17 protein-coding genes are annotated in these 17,951 nt (G+C 36.7%); 8 read left to right on the top strand and 9 right to left on the bottom strand.

Annotated features, from left to right (window positions below):
• Nucleotides 1-24 precede the first annotated feature (24 nt).
• Nucleotides 25-1,098: a 2Fe-2S iron-sulfur cluster-binding protein gene (locus FKR84_RS04350; RefSeq protein ID WP_141420984.1), complete on the bottom strand. Its 1,074-nt coding sequence runs from the start codon at nt 1,096-1,098 to the stop codon at nt 25-27.
• A 193-nt stretch (nt 1,099-1,291) separates the two neighbouring features.
• Complete coding sequence (locus FKR84_RS04345) at nt 1,292-1,870, bottom strand: TetR/AcrR family transcriptional regulator (RefSeq protein WP_141420983.1); 579 nt, start codon at nt 1,868-1,870, stop codon at nt 1,292-1,294.
• A gap of 106 nt (nt 1,871-1,976) precedes the next feature.
• Here FKR84_RS04345 and FKR84_RS04340 point away from each other — a divergent pair, with 106 nt between their 5' ends.
• Nucleotides 1,977-3,743, top strand: a complete 1,767-nt coding sequence (locus FKR84_RS04340; protein ID WP_141420981.1) for an aromatic amino acid hydroxylase — start codon at nt 1,977-1,979, stop codon at nt 3,741-3,743.
• Here FKR84_RS04340 and FKR84_RS04335 read toward each other — a convergent pair.
• Nucleotides 3,740-4,348: a DUF4230 domain-containing protein gene (locus FKR84_RS04335; RefSeq protein WP_141420979.1), complete on the bottom strand. Its 609-nt coding sequence runs from the start codon at nt 4,346-4,348 to the stop codon at nt 3,740-3,742. The genes FKR84_RS04340 and FKR84_RS04335 overlap by 4 nt on opposite strands.
• 248 nt (nt 4,349-4,596) lie before the next feature.
• Here FKR84_RS04335 and FKR84_RS04330 point away from each other — a divergent pair, with 248 nt between their 5' ends.
• Nucleotides 4,597-4,878, top strand: coding sequence for a rhodanese-like domain-containing protein (locus FKR84_RS04330; protein ID WP_317129102.1), 282 nt, complete (start codon nt 4,597-4,599; stop codon nt 4,876-4,878).
• Here the strand turns inward: FKR84_RS04330 and FKR84_RS04325 are convergent.
• Together FKR84_RS04325 and alaS are read right to left on the bottom strand one after the other, a co-directional pair.
• On the bottom strand, nt 4,871-5,821 hold the full coding sequence (locus FKR84_RS04325) for a GSCFA domain-containing protein (protein WP_141420976.1): 951 nt from the start codon (nt 5,819-5,821) through the stop codon (nt 4,871-4,873). The two genes, FKR84_RS04330 and FKR84_RS04325, sit on opposite strands and share 8 nt — an antisense overlap.
• A 54-nt stretch (nt 5,822-5,875) precedes the next feature.
• A complete protein-coding gene (gene alaS, locus FKR84_RS04320) occupies nt 5,876-8,500 on the bottom strand; it encodes an alanine--tRNA ligase (RefSeq protein ID WP_141420974.1) in 2,625 nt (874 codons plus the stop codon).
• 123 nt (nt 8,501-8,623) lie between these two features.
• Between alaS and FKR84_RS04315 the strand changes: the two genes are divergently transcribed.
• Genes FKR84_RS04315 through FKR84_RS04295 form a run of 5 tightly spaced genes read left to right on the top strand, consistent with a single transcriptional unit; the run spans nt 8,624 to nt 11,793 of the window.
• The gene (locus tag FKR84_RS04315; RefSeq protein WP_141420973.1) at nt 8,624-9,598 is read left to right on the top strand and encodes a M23 family metallopeptidase; all 975 of its coding nucleotides are present in this window, start codon (nt 8,624-8,626) and stop codon (nt 9,596-9,598) included.
• On the top strand, nt 9,598-9,927 hold the full coding sequence (locus tag FKR84_RS04310; RefSeq protein WP_141420972.1) for a MerR family transcriptional regulator: 330 nt from the start codon (nt 9,598-9,600) through the stop codon (nt 9,925-9,927). Before FKR84_RS04315 ends, FKR84_RS04310 begins: the two co-directional genes overlap by 1 nt.
• 12 nt (nt 9,928-9,939) lie before the next feature.
• Complete coding sequence (locus tag FKR84_RS04305; RefSeq protein ID WP_141420970.1) at nt 9,940-10,530, top strand: LemA family protein; 591 nt, start codon at nt 9,940-9,942, stop codon at nt 10,528-10,530.
• Between the two features lie 12 nt (nt 10,531-10,542).
• Complete coding sequence (locus FKR84_RS04300) at nt 10,543-10,977, top strand: TPM domain-containing protein (RefSeq protein WP_141420968.1); 435 nt, start codon at nt 10,543-10,545, stop codon at nt 10,975-10,977.
• A 21-nt stretch (nt 10,978-10,998) separates the two neighbouring features.
• The gene (locus FKR84_RS04295) at nt 10,999-11,793 is read left to right on the top strand and encodes a TPM domain-containing protein (RefSeq protein WP_141420966.1); all 795 of its coding nucleotides are present in this window, start codon (nt 10,999-11,001) and stop codon (nt 11,791-11,793) included.
• Between the two features lie 283 nt (nt 11,794-12,076).
• On the opposite strand, the gene der is transcribed toward FKR84_RS04295, so the two are convergent.
• The 3 genes from der to FKR84_RS04280 all read right to left on the bottom strand — a co-directional run bounded on the left by der (nt 12,077) and on the right by FKR84_RS04280 (nt 16,847).
• The gene (der, locus tag FKR84_RS04290) at nt 12,077-13,381 is read right to left on the bottom strand and encodes a ribosome biogenesis GTPase Der (RefSeq protein ID WP_141420964.1); all 1,305 of its coding nucleotides are present in this window, start codon (nt 13,379-13,381) and stop codon (nt 12,077-12,079) included.
• Between the two features lie 77 nt (nt 13,382-13,458).
• Entirely contained in the window at nt 13,459-14,343 is an 885-nt protein-coding gene (era, locus tag FKR84_RS04285) for a GTPase Era (protein WP_141420962.1), read from the bottom strand.
• Between the two features lie 557 nt (nt 14,344-14,900).
• Nucleotides 14,901-16,847, bottom strand: coding sequence for a M1 family metallopeptidase (locus tag FKR84_RS04280; RefSeq protein ID WP_394348477.1), 1,947 nt, complete (start codon nt 16,845-16,847; stop codon nt 14,901-14,903).
• 208 nt (nt 16,848-17,055) lie between these two features.
• Here FKR84_RS04280 and FKR84_RS04275 point away from each other — a divergent pair, with 208 nt between their 5' ends.
• Nucleotides 17,056-17,220: a hypothetical protein gene (locus FKR84_RS04275; protein WP_233357662.1), complete on the top strand. Its 165-nt coding sequence runs from the start codon at nt 17,056-17,058 to the stop codon at nt 17,218-17,220.
• On the opposite strand, the gene trhA is transcribed toward FKR84_RS04275, so the two are convergent.
• Nucleotides 17,217-17,867: a PAQR family membrane homeostasis protein TrhA gene (trhA, locus tag FKR84_RS04270; protein WP_141420960.1), complete on the bottom strand. Its 651-nt coding sequence runs from the start codon at nt 17,865-17,867 to the stop codon at nt 17,217-17,219. The two genes, FKR84_RS04275 and trhA, sit on opposite strands and share 4 nt — an antisense overlap.
• Nucleotides 17,868-17,951 lie beyond the last annotated feature (84 nt).

Below are 17,951 nucleotides of genomic sequence, written 5' to 3'. Positions count from 1 at the left end.
CTATCAATCGCAAACTTGTAAACTTTACACGTCAAAATCCATTTTCACCTTTTTAGATGTAGGAACCGATTGGCAACTGAGTACCAAATTTTGCTCCAGTTCTTTTTCTTCTAAAGCATAGTTTACCTTCATCTCTACTTCTCCTTCTACAACTTCGCATTTGCACGTGCTGCAAACCCCGCCTTTACAAGCAAAAGGCAAATCTGCTCCAGCCCCTAAGGCTGCATCCAAAATATTATCATAATCTTGGGTCATGGTAAACTGAAATTCTTTTCCGCCATCTACAATCGTTACTTCTGTACCTTCTACATTTTGCTTTGCCAGGCGTTTTGTCCTGGCAATATCTTCTTCTGAAAGACCGGTTACAAACAATTCAAAATGTACTAATTCTTCGGGTAAACCCGCATTTATTAAATAGTCTTTTAAGTACATGACCATATTTTCAGGACCGCATAAAAAGACTTCATTTGTATCTGGAATATCGATAAATGTACGGGTTAATACTTCCATCTTCTCATCATCAAACCTTCCATTGAACAAATCGATATCGCGTTTTTCTTGGGTTAGGAAATAATAAATTTCCAACCTTCCAAAATATTGATTGCGCAATTGCTCCAGCTCTTCTTTAAAAATAATAGATTTTGCAGTCTTATTTACATAAAACAGCTTGCAAGTAGAATTTAGCTCTACCGCCAAATGCGATTTGATCATAGAAAGCACTGGGGTAATACCACTGCCCGCAGCAAAAAACAAATAATTCTTTGCATTATCTTCTGCAACTTCTACTCCAAACTTGCCGCTGGGCGCCATAACTTCCAAAACTTCGCCCTTTTTTAAAGATTGGTTAACATAGGTTGAAAAAATTCCGGTCGGAATTTCTTTTACGGCCACTTTCCATTCTTTGTCGTACGGACTGGAACACAAAGAATAAGAACGACGTACATCTTCGCCGTCTATTTCTTTCCGTAAAGTTAGGTGTTGCCCTTGGTTAAATTTAAAATCTGTCCGTAGGTTTTCGGGTACATCAAAGGTTATAACCGTACAGTCTGTCGTCTCTTTATAAACATCCTGTACATTTAATTTATGAAATTTCGCCATAGTCTAATTTATACTTCCTCACAAAACTAACGATTGTTAGTTTTTTATGCAAATTTAGCTTGTTAAAACATAAGTGAATGATTATCAAGAAACAACTATCGCTTTCGGTCCCGATTAGCTATATAATTTTCAATGGCCTTTTTGCTAGTAAACCAGTTTCTGCTCCTGCAATATTGTTTTCTAGTTATTGTAATTAAGTCGGTTTTAACACAACCCCTTCTAGAAGCGTTTTTGTTAAATCTTCTTTTATATTTTCTGCTGTTAAACCTTTATTTTTTGCATACCATAAATAGAAGGTTCGCAAAGTAGAAAGTATAGAAAAAAGAACGATTTCCGGATCGGTGGCTTTTAATTCTTGGTTAGCAATTCCCTTCTGCAAGATTTCCCGAAATTTTTGCTCATAAGCATTGCGCATTTTACTGTAAGTTTCTTTTGTTTCTTTTTCTAAATGCATCCAATCGTTATTCATACAAGCCAAATAATCGCTTTTTTGAATAGTCAAATCAATATGCATATAAATAATTTCTTCCAGTTTTTGAATAACCGAAACCTGCTTTGGCGCAACCTCATTTATATGAACGGTAAAACGCTCTGCAACTTGCATAATCACTTCCGATAAGATTTCGTCTTTTGACGAAATATGATTGTACAAACTCGCAGCTTTTATACCCATTTTCTGCGCCAAATCGCGCATTGAGACACCTACAAATCCCTTTTCTTTAAAAAGATAAGCAGCGGTTTTTACGATTTCTTCTTTTCGGTTTGTTTTCATGGGTAGCCAAGTTAAAAATTATTTTAATGTTATTAGACAAACTTTTTTAAATGCTTGTCATTTTAAAATATCCATTACCAGTATCTTTGTAGGATAATTTGTGCTTATGTCTTCAAATACTTACCAAAGCAATGCATTAATAGAGCAATTGCCGCCGCATTTAAAACAATTTATAAAGGCGCAAAATTACGATTTATACACTCCCATTAACCAAGCAGTGTGGCGATATGTAATGCGTAAAAATGTAGACTATTTAAGCAAAGTTGCGCACGAATCTTACCTAGAAGGTTTGCAAAAAACGGGCATTTCTATAGACGAAATTCCTAGTATGTACGGCATGAACCGCATTTTAAAAGAAATTGGTTGGGCTGCCGTGGCGGTAGATGGTTTTATTCCGCCCAATGCGTTTATGGAGTTTCAGGCATACAAAGTACTGGTTATTGCTTCAGAAATCAGGCAATTAGAAAATATAGAATACACGCCAGCTCCAGATATTATTCACGAAGGTGCCGGCCACGCGCCCATTATTGCCAGCCCAGATTATGCCGAATATTTACGGCGTTTTGGCGCTATTGGCAGCAAAGCCATTGCTTCTGGCGACGATATGAATATGTACCACGCCGTACGCGATTTATCTATTTTAAAAGAGAGTGATCACGCTTCCGCGGAAGCGATACAACAAGCCGAAATAAAGGTGGAAGATCTACAAAACAAAAAGGTTAAACCTTCTGAAATTGCCAAAATAAGAAACTTGCATTGGTGGACGGTAGAATACGGCTTGGTAGGAAGTCTTGAAAATCCAAAAATTTATGGCGCCGGTTTGCTTTCTTCTATTGGCGAAAGTAAAAGTTGTATGCAACCTAAGGTTAAAAAAATACCCTATTCTATTGCTGCCGCCAACCAAGATTTTGATATTACCAAACCGCAACCGCAATTGTATGTCACTCCAGATTTTGCCTACCTGGCAGAAGTTTTAGAAGAGTTTGCCAACACGATGGCATTGCGAAAGGGCGGCTATAAAGGTTTGCAAAAACTAATCGATTCTAAAACAATGGGTAGTATTGAGTTGAGTACCGGCATACAAATTTCAGGGGTTTTTACCCGAATGATTACCAACGACGATCACGAAGTGGTATATTTTGAAACCGAAGGTCCAACAGCGCTCGCCAACCGCGACAAAGAACTTATTGGCCACGGAATAAAAACGCACGCTAACGGATTTAGATCGCCTATTGGAAAACTAAAAGGCATAAACCTTTCTATAGAAAATATGGGACCGCGCGATTTAAAAGCTTATAATTTTTACGACAACAAACGCATAGAGTTTACTTTTGAAAGCGGCATTGTGGTAGAAGGCTTGAACGTTACCGGAATTAGAAATTTAAAAGGAGAACTTATTTTAATTCAGTTTACCGATTGTACGGTTACCTACGGCAACGAAATTTTATTCTCACCCCAAGATGGCGATTATTACTTGGCCGTTGGTAAAAAAATTGTTTCGGCATTTGCGGGTGCGGCAGACCCGTATTCTTTTGAAGTAGTTATTCATCAACTTTCTACCAGTGAGAAACGGCCTGAAAAAACGACTTCTCAAAAAGAACTGGAAAGTCTTTATGAGCAAGTGCGGGATATTAGAAATAATCGCGAAAGCAAAGAAAAATTACCTTCTATTTTAAAACAAGTGCAAGAAAAACATGCAACCGATTGGCTTTTAGCATTGGAAATTTTTGAACTCAGTAAAGATTTTGCTTTCAAAAACCTGTATCAGGATTGTGAACAACATTTAAAAAAAGTAAGAGCCAACCGACCAAAAATTGCACATTTAATTGACGATGGTATTGCGTTAGAATTAAAAGATAGTTTACCGATTTAAAGCAAAATTTCGAGTTCACGCTCGGTTTTTACAGGTTGTTTGTAAAATTCTAATGTCCACCCTAAACTGTTTGTAAGTACAAAGAGTTTTTGAAGCTCGCTAAGTAAGCGATTTTCGGCATTTTGCATTACGACAGACTTTTCTATTTTTTTACGAATTTGACGAGTTACCCTTTTTTTGATAGCATTATAATCTTCGGCTTTAAATTGATTAAGGTAATCTTGGGTTACATCATAAAAATCAAATTCGGGATAAATATTAAGTTCGGGTTTTGGGATGGCGGTAATGCGTAAGGTTTTTGTTTCGGGGAAGAGTTCGTATTTTAATTGGCTTAAATCATAACCAACCGTTGCTTTTGTATTTACCGCAACAATGGCTTTTTTTCTTGCCTCAATGCCCATAAAAATATCTTTGCTGTTTTTGTAGGTGAAAATTTGGGCGTAAGAACTTTCTGTAACGATGAGTTTACTTACATTTTTTACTTCTTTTTCGATGAGCTCGGAAGTTTTTTTTAGCTGGGTTTCAGATTGTTTTTTGTTATTAAAATACCAATAACCAAAACCAACTATAAGGGTAAGTAATACACCAAGAATAAACTTTTTCATTGCTTAATTTTGGTCTAAAATACAATTTTTTGCGTTAGGGATTGCAGCGGTTACCCTGCAGGGAGCGATAGCGAACCGAAGCGTAAAAGCGAAAAGCCCGACCCCAATTTTAATTGGTGGGAACGCCCAAAACATAAATACACCTATTGTAACTTAGGTTACGCCACGCTTAGGTTTTATACCCTTACTTTGTAAATAAATTGAAAATAATGGGAATACTAAATTTTTTATTTGGAAATAAAAGCAAAATGATACAAGATTTCAAATCGCGCGACGCAGTAATTATAGACGTTCGTAGTAAAGGAGAATATGCCGGTGGGGCGATTCCGGGTTCTAAAAACATACCTTTACAACAAATAAACTCAAATGTTGAAAAGATTAAAAAAATGAACAAACCGGTAATTGTTTGTTGCGCAAGCGGTATGCGCTCTGGCAGTGCTGCGGGAATTTTAAAGAGCAAAGGGATTGAATGTGTAAACGGCGGTGGTTGGCATAGTCTTTATAAGAAATTGCAAGAAGAAACTAGCTAAAATTCATAAAAGGAAATTGTGTTTTCAATTCTGCTTTTTGTTCTTTTAATTTTTGCAAAAACTTTTGGTGCGCTTCACTTTGCGGATTAAAGGCTTTGTGCTGTAAATTTCTTTGCAAAGCATCTACTTTTTTCATAGTTGGTATAGCTTCTTTGGCTAACCAAGTTTGTGTAAATTTTTCCCAAATGTATTGAATGGCGGTTGTGTTTGGATGCAACATATCTTGGGTATAAAAACGGTAATCGCGCAACTCGTCCAGCAATAATTCGTAAGAAGGGAAATAAGCTGCTTTTTCTTTTTGGTCAATCACTTCGTGAATTGCCGAAATTAATTGCGCTTTACTTCTATTGTTTTGCACCAAGCCATCTTTTGCGTGACGCACCGGCGAAACCGTGAAAATAAACTGTAAATCGGGGTTTAAAGTTCTACAAGAGGCAATTATATTTTCTAAACTTTTGTAAACTCTTTGGGCAGAAATTAATTCTTTACGGAATTCCTTTTGCGGAACTTTATGGCAATTGGCTACGTAGTTTTTGCTTTCTAAATGTTGGTAAATAAAAGCAGTTCCTAAACTAATAATTAGGTGCGAGCTTTCTTGTATGGCTTTATGGGTTTGGGTTATTCCGCCGTTTAAAGCCTTAAGAATTGCTTCCGGCCTTGGCTGACTTAAACGCGAATGTGCTTCAAAAGAATGCCAATTTTGGTTGTACTGAAAAATATCTTTTTCTGTAAATTCTTTTTGCCGAACAGCCTTGACGATTAAATTTTCTATGGCAAAAGGATGAAACAAAATTCCAAACGGATTTTGAACGTGGCGGAATTTAAAGTACACAAACTTCTCCCCTATATTTTCCGTAAAGCAAGAACCCAACAACAGCAACTTAGATTTGTAGCTAATTTTAGGTTCTTGCTCAGGAATATTTAATTGGGTTTGTAGTTTCATCTTTTTTCTGAAATTGAATTGGAAAACTAATTAACACCGCAACTCACCTTCAAGCTAACTTATATAGTTTTTACTTTCGGTTAGGGCATTTTCAAGACCGTCCGGGTTTTTGCCGCCAGCGGTTGCAAAAAATGCTTGTCCGCCGCCGCCGCCTTGAATTAATTTACCGAGTTCTCTTACCATTTTTCCGGCGTTGAGTTCTTTTTCTTCTGCCAATTGTTTATCGATGTAAATAGACAACAGAGCTTTACCATTATGCTCGGAACCTAGTACTAAAAACAGCTTATCTACTTCGCCCCCCAATTGAAAGGACAAATCTTTCATAGCAGCAGCGTCTAAATCTACTTTTTTTGCCAAAAATTTAATTCCGTTTACTTCCGTTAAGGCAGCTTTTAAATCGCCTTTTACGTTACCTGCTTTTTCTTTTTTAAATTGCTCAATTTGCTTTTTAAGCTGCTGATTTTCTTCCTGTAAAGCACTTACTGCTTTTAGCGGTTCTTTGTTGTTTTTCACCAATTGTTTTAACGCATTAAAACTCTCGCTTTGTTGGGTTAAAAATTCTTTGGCGGCATCTCCGGTAATGGCTTCAATACGTCTAACTCCAGCCGCTACGGCAGCCTCAGAAATTATTTTAAAATGCCAGATGTTACTGGTATTTGCTACGTGGGTTCCGCCACATAACTCCATGGAGTTTCCGTAGCAAATGGTTCTTACCGTATCGCCATATTTTTCGCCAAACAATGCGGTAGCACCTTTATCTAAAGCTTCTTGAAATGGTACATTACGCTCTTCTTCTAAAGCTATTTGCTCCCGAATTCTTGCATTTACAAATTGCTCTATTTCTTGCAACTCATCTTTAGAAACTTTACTGAAGTGCGAAAAGTCGAACCGCAAATAATCTGGATGCACCAAAGAACCTTTTTGTTCTACGTGGTCTCCTAAAATATTCCGTAAAGCTTGGTGCAACAAGTGCGTTGCTGTATGGTTGGCAGCAGCTCTGTTTCTGTGCTGCTCGTCTACCACAGCTGTAAACCTGGCTTCTATTTCTTGCGGCAGATTTTTAGTAATATGTATAATCAGGTTGTTTTCTTTTTTGGTATCTAAAATATAAACAACATTGCCGTTTGGGGTTTCTAAATAACCTTTATCGCCAACTTGACCGCCACCTTCGGGATAAAATGGGGTTAGATTAAATACCAACTGGTATAATTTACCTTCTTTTTTACTTTCTACTTGACGATATTTGGTGATTTTTACATCGGTTTTTAATTGGTCATAACCTATAAATTCTTCTTCGTCGTCTTCGCGTAAAACTACCCAATCTCCCGCGCTACTTTGTGCGGCAGAGCGCGAACGTTCTTTTTGTTTTTGTAATTCTTTTTCAAATTCCTGCTGATTTAAGTTATAGCCTTTTTCCTCTAAAATTAAAGCGGTTAAATCTATAGGAAAACCATAGGTATCGTAAAGCTCAAAAGCTTTTTTGCCGGAAATTTCTTTCGAGTCGGCATTTGCTATAATGCTATCTAACAAGCTTAAACCTTGATCTAAAGTTTTAAGGAAAGAAATTTCTTCTTCTTTTATTACTTTTTCGCAAAGGTTTTGTTGTTTTTTTAGCTCTGGGAAAGCTTCGCCCATTTGCTGGGATAAAACATTTACCAGTTTGTAGATAAATGCTTCTTTGGTGTTAAGAAAAGTAAATCCGTATCGTATAGCGCGACGCAAAATACGTCTAATAACATATCCGGCGCCATTATTGCTTGGCAACTGGCCGTCTGCAATTGCGAATGTTACTGCACGAACGTGGTCTGCAATTACCCGAATGGCGATATTTGTTTCTTCCGCGGAAGCGTCATTACTGCCGTATGTAGCATTGGTAATGGTTTCTATTTCGCGAATAAGCGGGGTAAAAACGTCTGTATCATAATTAGATTGCTTGTCTTGCATTACCATTGCCAGGCGTTCAAAACCCATTCCGGTATCTATGTGTTTTGCGGGTAATTCTTTTAAACTGCCGTTGGCCATCCTGTTATATTGTATGAAAACGAGGTTCCAGATTTCTACCACTTGCGGATGGTCTTGGTTTACCAAATCTTTTCCGGGGATTTTTGCTTTCTCTTCTTCGGTTCTAATATCTACGTGAATTTCTGAAGCCGGCCCACACGGACCTTGATCGCCCATTTCCCAAAAGTTATCTTTTTTATTGCCTAATAAAATTCTTTCTTGGGCAATGTGTTTTTTCCACAAATCAAACGCTTCTTCATCTTTTGCGAGGCCATCTTTTTTATCGCCTTCAAAAACGGTAACATACAGATTGTTGGGATTTATTTTTAATTCATCTGTTAAAAATTCCCAAGCCCAAGCAATGGCGTCTTCCTTAAAATAATCGCCAATACTCCAATTACCCAACATCTCGAACATGGTGTGGTGGTAAGTATCTTTTCCTACCTCTTCCAAATCGTTGTGTTTTCCGCTTACGCGTAAACATTTTTGGGTATCTGCAATACGCTTATACTTAGATTTTGCGTTTCCTAAAAAATACTCTTTAAACTGGTTCATCCCGGCGTTGGTAAACATTAACGTAGGATCGTCTTTCATAACCATTGGCGCAGAAGGCACAATTTTATGTTGTTTCGATTGAAAAAAGGAAAGGAATTTATCGCGTATTTCTTGTGATTTCATAGGCTATATTTGCTAGGTAAATTGCATTTATTATGTTACTAATGAAACAATTTCTATCTTTGTTCGTCTAATTGTATGAAAATGCATTAAAATTAGACTGCAAATTTAGTATAATTTAGAAGAATGTCGAAAGTAAAATATTATTACGACAGCGAAACGCTTTCCTACCGAAAGATAGAGCGAAAAAAAGGTAGGCGTTTTGGCTATGTAGCGCTTGCCGTTGTAGGTACTTTTTTGGCTGGGTTTATTTTGCTGGTGGTTTATTTAAATTTACCGCAAATACAAACCCCTAAAGAAAAAGCCCTAAAACGCGAATTACAACATATGCAATTGCAATATGAGGTACTGAACAAAAAAATGAATCAGGCGCAAAAAGTCCTTGCAAATGTGCAAAACCGGGACGATAATCTTTATAGAATTTATTTTGAGGCCAATCCGATTCCTGAAGAGCAACGAAAAGCTGGTTTTGGTGGGGTTAATCGTTATAAAGATTTAGAAGGTTACGACAACTCTAAATTGATTATAGAGACCAGTAAAAATATGGATGTACTGCAAAAACAAATTGTAGTGCAATCTAAATCTTTAGACGAAATTGCCAATTTGGCTAAAGAAAAAGAGAAATTATTGGCTGCCATACCTGCAATACAGCCGGTACAAAACGAAAACTTAACCAGAATGGCTTCCGGTTACGGTATTAGAATGCATCCTATTTTAAAATACAGAAAAATGCATAACGGGATGGATTTTACCGCAAAAACCGGAACATCAGTTTTTGCCACCGGAGATGCTGTGGTAAAAAAAGCCAAACGAAGCAGAGGTTTTGGAAACTTAATTGTTTTAGACCATGGTTTTGGTTATGAAACTTATTATGCGCATTTAAGTGAGTTTGAAGTGCGAAAAGGAGATAAAGTAAAACGCGGCGAAATTATAGCCAAAGTTGGCAACACCGGTTTATCTACCGGATCGCATTTACATTATGAAGTACATAAAAACGGCAAAGTGGTAAACCCGATAAACTTTTACCACGGAGATTTGACCGCAGAAGAATACGATATTATGCTTAACCAATCTGCTTTAGAAAACCAATCTTTAGACTAATGCATATAAAATTGCCCAATAAACGTTATTATGGTATTGGTGAAGTAGCCGAAGCATTTAAAGTAAACGCCTCGCTTATTCGTTTTTGGGAAAAAGAATTTGATGTTATTAAGCCCAAAAAAAATGCAAAAGGCAACCGTAAATTTACCCCGGAAGATATTAAAAACCTGGAACTTATTTATCATTTGGTAAAAGTAAGGGGATTTACTTTAGAAGGCGCCAAAACGCATTTAAAAGAAGAAAAAGCAGAAACCTTAAGCAATTTTGAAATTGTACGTAAATTAGAAAAAATTAAAAACGAACTTACCGAAATAAAAAATCAACTTTAAATACAGAAACGCATGAAAAAATGGCTTATTCCAGTAATTATAATTGCGGTTGCAGCAATAGCAATTTATAGTCTTACGGCAGGTATAAACAATACGGCTGTAGAATATGAAGAAAATGTAAAAGCTTCTTGGGCAAACGTAGAAAACGCCTACCAGCGTAGAACAGATTTAATACCCAATCTGGTAAATACCGTAAAAGGAGCTGCAGATTTTGAAAAAGAAACTCTAACGCAAGTTATTGAGGCGCGTTCTAAAGCAACCTCTGTAAATGTAAATGCAGATAATTTGGATGCCGCTGCCATAGACAAATTTAAAAAGGCCCAAGGCGAAGTTTCTTCGGCCTTGTCTAGATTATTGGTAAGCGTAGAGCGCTATCCGCAATTAAAAGCCACGCAAAATTTCCAACAATTACAATCGCAATTAGAAGGTACCGAAAATAGAATTAGCGTACAACGTAATCGTTTTAATGAAGCTGTGCGGCAATACAATACCTACATTCGTAAATTTCCTAATAATATTTTTGCAGGAATGTTCGGTTTTGAGCGTATGAGTACTTTTGAAGCAGACGAAGGTGCAGAAAACGCCCCTACGGTAGAATTTTAAAAATCACATACTATGAAAAAACCCGAATTTTTAACCTCTGAAGAAGAGCTTGAAATTGTAGAAGCCATTAAAACTTCCGAAAATAAAACTTCGGGTGAAATTCGTGTGCATATAGAGCGGGTTTGCAGCATAGATTTGCTAGAACGCGCCAAACAGGTTTTTGAAAATTTAAAAATGCACCGCACAGAACTAAAAAATGGTGTTTTGATTTACTTGGCTGTAGAAGACAAAAAATTCTATATTATGGGAGACACCGGTATAGACAAAGTTGTGCCCGATAATTTTTGGGAAAGCACCAAAAACGTTATGCAAAACCACTTTAAACAAGAAGCCTTTAAGGAAGGTTTGGTGGCCGGTATTTTAAAAGCCGGCGAGCAATTAAAAAAACATTTTCCGGTAGCCGAAGATGATATAAACGAATTATCAGACGAAATTTCTCGCGGATAACAACCCCAACATTAACCTTTTATGCGTAATTTATTATTATTCTTTCTTTTTATAAGCTTTGCTTTTTCTGGTTACGGACAATTGAACATCCCCAAAAAACCCAACAAAGAAACCAGCGTTTACGACGGTGGCAATATGCTAACCGATGCGGAAGAAAGAAACTTAAAACAAAAATTGGTAAATTATGCAGATACCACTTCTACGCAAATAGTTATTGCAAGCATTCCCAGTTTAAATGGGGAATATATTGGGACTTATTCTGCAAAATGGGCGCACGAATGGGGAATTGGTCAAAGTAAAAAAGATAACGGCTTGCTTATTTTGCTTTCTAAAGAAGACCGAAAAATCTGGATTACCACCGGTTACGGCTTAGAAGAATACCTTACCGATGCCAAATCTAAACAAATAATTAATCAAATTATCCTACCGGAATTTAAACGTAATAATTTTTATGCAGGTTTGGATAAAGGCACCACAGCAATTTTTCAGGTATTAAACGGCACTTTTGACGGAATGCCCAAACAATCGCAAAGAAAAGGTATCCCGCCACAACTTATTGTCTTTGCTATCTTCTTTATAATTATCATAATCTCTATTATTAAAAAGAATAAAGGCGGCGGCAAAAATGGCGGAAGACGCTCCGGCTCCGACACTTTATTTGATGCTATTATTTTAAGCAGCCTTGGTCGCGGTATGTTTGGCGGTGGCGGCGGCTTTGGCGGCGGCTCTTCCGGAGGCGGCTTTGGCGGCGGTGGTTTTGGTGGCGGCTTTGGTGGCGGAGGCTTTGGCGGCGGCGGCGCTGGCGGCAGTTGGTAAACCAATTTTTATAAATTGCTTTATACCGCTAACTTATTTTTCTTCCTACACAACCAGCTCAAGCGTTTTTTGATTGCCTGTTATTTTTTTGATTTTTAGGCAAGATTTCCGCGGAAGCGAAAAAAACAAAAAACCCGGCCTAAAAAAAGCCGGGCGAATATATTTTTAAAAGACATTTCGTGCCTAATTGGTTAATTACTTATAAGAATATTAAATGCCGAAATGTTGCACGCTGATAATACGAAATGCAAGAATTACTGTAAGCAGAAGCTTTGAAACTTCTCTACTTCTTCCGCATAAAAATACTAATGGGCACGCCGGTAAAATCAAATTCTTTACGGATTTTGTTTTCTAAAAATCGCTTATACGGATCTTTAACGTATTGCGGCAAATTACAGAAAAAAGCAAATTGCGGTGTTGGGGTTGGTATTTGCGATACAAATTTGATTTTTACATATTTACCTTTGTACCCCGGAGGCGGGTTATCTTGAATTATTGGTAACATCACGTCGTTCAATTTACGTGTTTTTATGCGTTGGCTCCGGTTTTTATAAACATTTACAGCCGTTTCTATGGCTTTGTAAATACGTTGTTTGCTGGTTACCGAAATAAACAAAATTGGCACATCTGTAAAGGGCTCTATTTCTTGCCTTATGTGCTTTTCGTATTCTTTAACGGTTTTGGTTTCTTTTTCTACCAAATCCCATTTATTTACCAAGATTACAATACCTTTTTTATTGCGATGCGCTAACCAAAATATATTTTGTACTTGCCCATCAAAACCACGCGTAGCATCTAACAATAAAATACATACATCTGAGTTCTCTATGGCGCGCACACTACGCATAACCGAGTAAAACTCTACATCTTCTTTTACCTTTGCCTTACGACGGATTCCTGCGGTGTCTACCAAATTAAACTCAAACCCAAAACGATTGTATTTCGTATCCATCGAGTCGCGCGTGGTGCCGGCAATATCTGTAACAATATAGCGTTCTTCGCCAATTAAAGCATTGATGAACGAAGATTTTCCTGCGTTTGGTCTTCCTACCACGGCAAAACGTGGCAAATCTGTTTCTGCATCTTCTTTTTTCTCCGGTAAAGCTTCTACGACGGCATCTAATAAATCTCCGGTACCGCTACCACTTATCCCGGCAATGGTATAATAATCTCCCAACCCGAGTGAATAAAATTCTATAGCGCTTTCTTCTCTAACGGCGCTATCTACTTTATTTACGGCTAGAAAAACCGGTTTATCTACGCGGCGCAATAATTTGGCAACCTCTTGATCCATCGGGTTTATACCAAATTCTACATCTACCATAAAAATAATTACGTCTGCTTCGTCTATGGCCAGTTTTACTTGCTTGTCTATTTCTTTTTCAAAGACATCATCACTTCCTACCACATAGCCGCCGGTATCTATTACGGTAAACTCTTTTCCGTTCCAGTCAGATTTTCCGTAATGTCTATCACGTGTTACCCCGCTAACCGAATCTACAATAGCTTCTCTACGTTGAATTAGGCGGTTAAAAAAGGTAGACTTTCCTACATTAGGACGTCCTACAATGGCTACAATATTGCTCATAGTTGAAATTTTTACGCGGCAAAAATACGGCTAAAATGTTGGTTTGTAGAGGTACACCCAACTAAAATTTTATTTTATTATTGGTTAGAATAACCAAAACGTTTTAATTGGCTGTCGCTGCTGCGCCAATTTTTGTTTATTTTTACGTACAATTCTATATGTACCTGCTTACCAAAAAACTTTTCGAGATCTTTTCTGGCTTCCATTCCTACACGTTTTATTGCTTTGCCTTTATGGCCAATAATAATACCTTTTTGTGATTCGCGCTCAACCATAATTACGCTTCGCATACGTATAATGTCTTCTTCTTCAAAAAACTCTTCGGTTTCTATTTCTACACTGTACGGAATTTCTTTTTTATAATGAATAAGTATTTTTTCGCGTACGATTTCGTTTACAAAAAAGCGTTCTGGCTTGTCTGTTAAAGCATCTTTAGGATAAAATGCCGGAGACTGCGGTAATAACTCTACAATGCGGTTAAAAACTTCTGGCACCCCAAAATTTTCTAAAGCCGAAATTGCAAAAACCTCTGCATTGGGAACTTTTGCCTGCCACAACTTTACTTGTTCTTCTACCAATTCTTGGTTGCCTTTATCTACTTTATTCAGTAACAACAAAACCGGAACTTCTGCGGTGGTTATACGTTTAAAAAGATTTTCGTCTTTTAGTTCTTTTTCACCCAATTCTACCAAATAAAGTAAAACGTCTGCATCTTCAAAAGCAGATTTTACAAAATCCATCATAGATGCTTGTAGCTCGTAAGCGGGTTTGATTATGCCTGGGGTATCGCTTAAAACCACTTGAAAATCTTCTCCATTTACAATGCCTAAAATACGGTGGCGTGTAGTTTGTGCTTTGCTGGTAATTATAGATAAACGCTCGCCTACAAAAGCATTCATAAGCGTAGATTTTCCTACATTTGGATTTCCTATAATATTTACAAAACCTGCTTTGTGTGCCATTGTTTGCGCGTTTAAAGTTTAGGATGCAAATATACTTTAAAAATTTGTAGGCTATTACAAGCTCTAACATTTGGTTATAATAAAAATCATTATTGCCCGATTAATAAAACTTGCTCTTAAAATTAACAATAGTTATTTTCAATAAAATTTGGTTGTTCATTTTTTTCATTGACAAAAAAACGAACCAAAAAAGTCTAGGCTCAACCGAACTTTGCTAAAAATCTCCCTCGTTACGGCGCAAACTAAAGGTACTCGCAGGCTTTCATAAATTTTAAAGTTCAAAGTTTTGCTTGTTTCTATCCAATTTTTGCAGCTAGCGCTAGTTTGCTTGGCCCTCCACTCCCATCATTTTTAACGCAAATTTCGCTTAGGCCATTGAAAAATAAAAAGCTTTAAAGCTAGTAGCCATAGTATAAAATCACTCAAACTCTTTGCTGTTATTGAAGCGTCATTTGTTTTAATTAATATAATCGGACATTTATCAATAAAAACAAAAAACCCCTAACCAAAAGGTTAAGGGCTATAAACTTACAATCAATTTTACCAAATACTAATTATTAATTTGATTTTTCAGAAGAAACTTGGTAAAGATCGTTGTCTTTATTGATGTCGGTTACTTGACCATCTGCATCAAATTGAACTTTTTCGACCTTTTTTTCCGTTTTTAACAAATGTTCCCATTTGTCTCCACGTTGCCAAATTTCGACAGGTAAGTTTACTTTTTCTTTACTACCATCTTTATAGGTAACACTTAGTTTTACAGGCATTGGTATTTCGCCATTATTTTTCAAATGTATCATAAAACCATCTTTATGCTTTTTTATTTCTTTAACAGCAATGTCTATATTACCGTTTCCGTAAAACCAGGTTCTCCAAAACCAATTAAGGTTTTCTCCTACTGCATTTTCCATAAAGTTGAAAAAGTCACTTGGTTGCGGGTGTTTGTACGCCCAGGTTTCTATATAAGAATTAAAAGCTTTATCAAAAGTTTCTGTATCTAAAATATATTCACGCAACATAATTAAACCAACTGCCGGCTTATAATAAGCGGTATAACCTAAATTTCTAAGATTGGTAACATCTGGATAGGTGTTAATGCTTTCGCGATTTTCGTTTCTTAAATAGCGTTGAATTACGTTTACATTTCCTAATCTTGAGGGATACTCACCATTATTAAAATTTAATGTACTGTAATGGTTAATAAAGCTATTGAAACCTTCGTCCATCCACGCATACCTTCTTTCGTTAGAGCCAACAATCATTGGGAACCAGTTGTGGCCAAATTCGTGATCTGTTACGCCCCAAAGCGAAGCTTCTTTACTTTGCCAACTACAAAAAGAAACTCCCGGATATTCCATACCGCCAACATTGGCCGCAACATTTACCGCGGTTTTGTAAGGGTAAGGATAGTAATTGTTAGAATAAAATTCTACAGATTCTTTGGTATATTCTGTACTTCTTCCCCAAGCTTTTTTACCATCGCTTTCTTTTGGATAAGCAGATTGTGCTACAGCCGTTTTACCTTCTGGCAAGTTAATTTTTGCGGCATCCCAAATAAATGCTTTAGAGGAAGCAAAGGCAACATCGCGAGTATTCTCCATTTTGAAATGCCAAGTAAGTTTCCCAGAATTTTTTGGTCGGCTAGAATTCCTACCAACTTCTTTTGGTTTAATAATATACACGCGTTCATTGCTTTTACGCGCTTCTTCCATACGTTCTTGTTGTTTTTCTGTCAAGACTTCTTCGGGATTTTGCAACTCTCCCGAGCCTACAACAATATGACTTACCGGCACGGTTACTTTATAATCAAAATTACCATAATCTAAATAAAACTCTCCCGCACCTAAATAAGGTTCGATGTTCCAGCCAACCACATCATCAAAAACGGCCATTCTTGGGTGCCATTGTGCCATTGCATAAATAGTACCGTCTTTTACATCTAAACGGCCCATTCTATCCATTCCTTCTTGTGGAATTTTATAGCTAAAATTCATGCTTATTTCTACATCTTCGCCATCTTTTTCTAAAGTTTCGGGAAGATAAATTTTCATTCTGGTATCGGTAATAAAAATCTCGACAGACTCTCCGTCTACTTTTACGTTTTGAATATCGTAACCGCCAAATTCATTTCCGCTATAACGATTACCACCGGTTGGTGTGGTAAGCGTTCCACGAGAATCGTGTGTAAACCTGTTTTGCTCTAATTGCAACCAAACAAAATCTAAATTTTGCGGACTGTTATTTGTATAGGTAATTTGCACATTCCCAGTTATGGTATTAGCACTATCGTCTAACTCTACTTCAATTTCATAATCTGCTTGATTTTGCCAATATTCGGGACCGGGTTTACCGGATGCTGTGCGGTAGGTGTTTCCGCGCCTGTACATTAGCTCATCAAAAATGGCTTGGTTATCTACTTTTTTAGTTTGGTTTTCTTGCGCTTGCATTTGATAAGCAGGTAACAAGAAAATTGCGCAAAATAAAAGCTGCAATGTTAGTTTCATAACTTAATTTTTTTCAAATAGCCGCTAATTTACATAAAGCAAGTCAATTTTGCTAAAATTCACTTAAAATAGATATAAAAGTCTGATTTTTAAAACTTTATTAAGAACAATTACTTGATAATTGCTTAACTTAAAGTAAAAAATGAAAAATACAGCAATAATATTAGTACTCTTTACTACCCTCCTACTTATTTTAACAAGTTTATTCGTGAGCGTAAACTTAGGCTTTGATTGGGTATTCTATACTGCAACTATTGGTCAAGTAGTATGGTTCGTAACCGTATATAAAGTTTTGACCGATCATTATTCTACCAATAAAAAATTTAACGATTGGTATGAAGATAGACCTCTTCATGAAAGTGATAAGTTTTAACCCGGTAGTACATAATGGTAAATTGCCATATAGTGGGCAAAAGATCCGAGTAAAACCATTACATGAAATATTGCATGGTTAAAAGGTATTTTACGAATACTAAAAAGAATCGCACCCAATACGTAGGCTACGCCACCACCTAAAACCCAATATAATCCGTTAAGTGGTAATTTTTCGGTTAATGGTTTTATAGCAAAAAGTATTATGGTTCCCATAAAAACATAAATAATTGTAGATAAAAGACGGTACCTACCGGTAAAAAATAATTTTAGTATTATTCCTAAAAGAGCAATTCCCCAGACAATACCAAATATTAGCCATCCCGTAAAACCAGACAAAGTTATTAAGGTAAACGGCGTGTATGTTCCTGCAATTAAAACGAATATGGCAGCATGATCTAAAATATTAAGATGATAACGTATTTTTTCTTCTTTGGCGCTATGGTAAAATGTAGAAGCCGCATATAACAAAATCATACTTGCCCCAAATATGCTAAAGCTTACTAAAGGCACATATCCTTCTAATCTATTGGCGCGTAAAATTAAAAAAATGAGTCCTACACAACTCATTACCAAACCAAAAGCGTGCGTATACACATTCCATTTCTCTTCTGTTGGCGGGTAGTAACCGCTGCGTTGTGAAGCCATTTTTTTTATTCTTTATGCAAAAATAAAACAAAATAAACTTTACGGAAAGAATAAAAGCTAATTCCATTTTATACAAAAAACAGA

The sequence above is a fragment of the Haloflavibacter putidus genome (genome assembly GCF_006546625.1).
In the GTDB taxonomy this organism is placed as follows: Bacteria; Bacteroidota; Bacteroidia; order Flavobacteriales; family Flavobacteriaceae; genus Mesonia; species Mesonia putida.
This window is presented reverse-complemented; position numbering and strand designations above follow the sequence as displayed.

Excerpts from the sequence above, each read along its gene's own strand:
- trhA (WP_141420960.1), bottom strand. The coding sequence starts at position 17,867 with ATGGCTTCACAACGCAGCGGTTACTACCCGCCAACAGAAGAGAAATGG.
- der (WP_141420964.1), bottom strand. The coding sequence starts at position 13,381 with ATGAGCAATATTGTAGCCATTGTAGGACGTCCTAATGTAGGAAAGTCT.
- FKR84_RS04305 (WP_141420970.1), top strand. The coding sequence starts at position 9,940 with ATGAAAAAATGGCTTATTCCAGTAATTATAATTGCGGTTGCAGCAATA.
- FKR84_RS04280 (WP_394348477.1), bottom strand. The coding sequence starts at position 16,847 with ATGAAACTAACATTGCAGCTTTTATTTTGCGCAATTTTCTTGTTACCT.
- FKR84_RS04345 (WP_141420983.1), bottom strand. The coding sequence starts at position 1,870 with ATGAAAACAAACCGAAAAGAAGAAATCGTAAAAACCGCTGCTTATCTT.
- alaS (WP_141420974.1), bottom strand. The coding sequence starts at position 8,500 with ATGAAATCACAAGAAATACGCGATAAATTCCTTTCCTTTTTTCAATCG.
- FKR84_RS04325 (WP_141420976.1), bottom strand. The coding sequence starts at position 5,821 with ATGAAACTACAAACCCAATTAAATATTCCTGAGCAAGAACCTAAAATT.
- FKR84_RS04330 (WP_317129102.1), top strand. The coding sequence starts at position 4,597 with ATGATACAAGATTTCAAATCGCGCGACGCAGTAATTATAGACGTTCGT.
- FKR84_RS04295 (WP_141420966.1), top strand. The coding sequence starts at position 10,999 with ATGCGTAATTTATTATTATTCTTTCTTTTTATAAGCTTTGCTTTTTCT.
- FKR84_RS04335 (WP_141420979.1), bottom strand. The coding sequence starts at position 4,348 with ATGAAAAAGTTTATTCTTGGTGTATTACTTACCCTTATAGTTGGTTTT.
- FKR84_RS04310 (WP_141420972.1), top strand. The coding sequence starts at position 9,598 with ATGCATATAAAATTGCCCAATAAACGTTATTATGGTATTGGTGAAGTA.
- era (WP_141420962.1), bottom strand. The coding sequence starts at position 14,343 with ATGGCACACAAAGCAGGTTTTGTAAATATTATAGGAAATCCAAATGTA.
- FKR84_RS04340 (WP_141420981.1), top strand. The coding sequence starts at position 1,977 with ATGTCTTCAAATACTTACCAAAGCAATGCATTAATAGAGCAATTGCCG.
- FKR84_RS04300 (WP_141420968.1), top strand. The coding sequence starts at position 10,543 with ATGAAAAAACCCGAATTTTTAACCTCTGAAGAAGAGCTTGAAATTGTA.
- FKR84_RS04315 (WP_141420973.1), top strand. The coding sequence starts at position 8,624 with ATGTCGAAAGTAAAATATTATTACGACAGCGAAACGCTTTCCTACCGA.
- FKR84_RS04350 (WP_141420984.1), bottom strand. The coding sequence starts at position 1,098 with ATGGCGAAATTTCATAAATTAAATGTACAGGATGTTTATAAAGAGACG.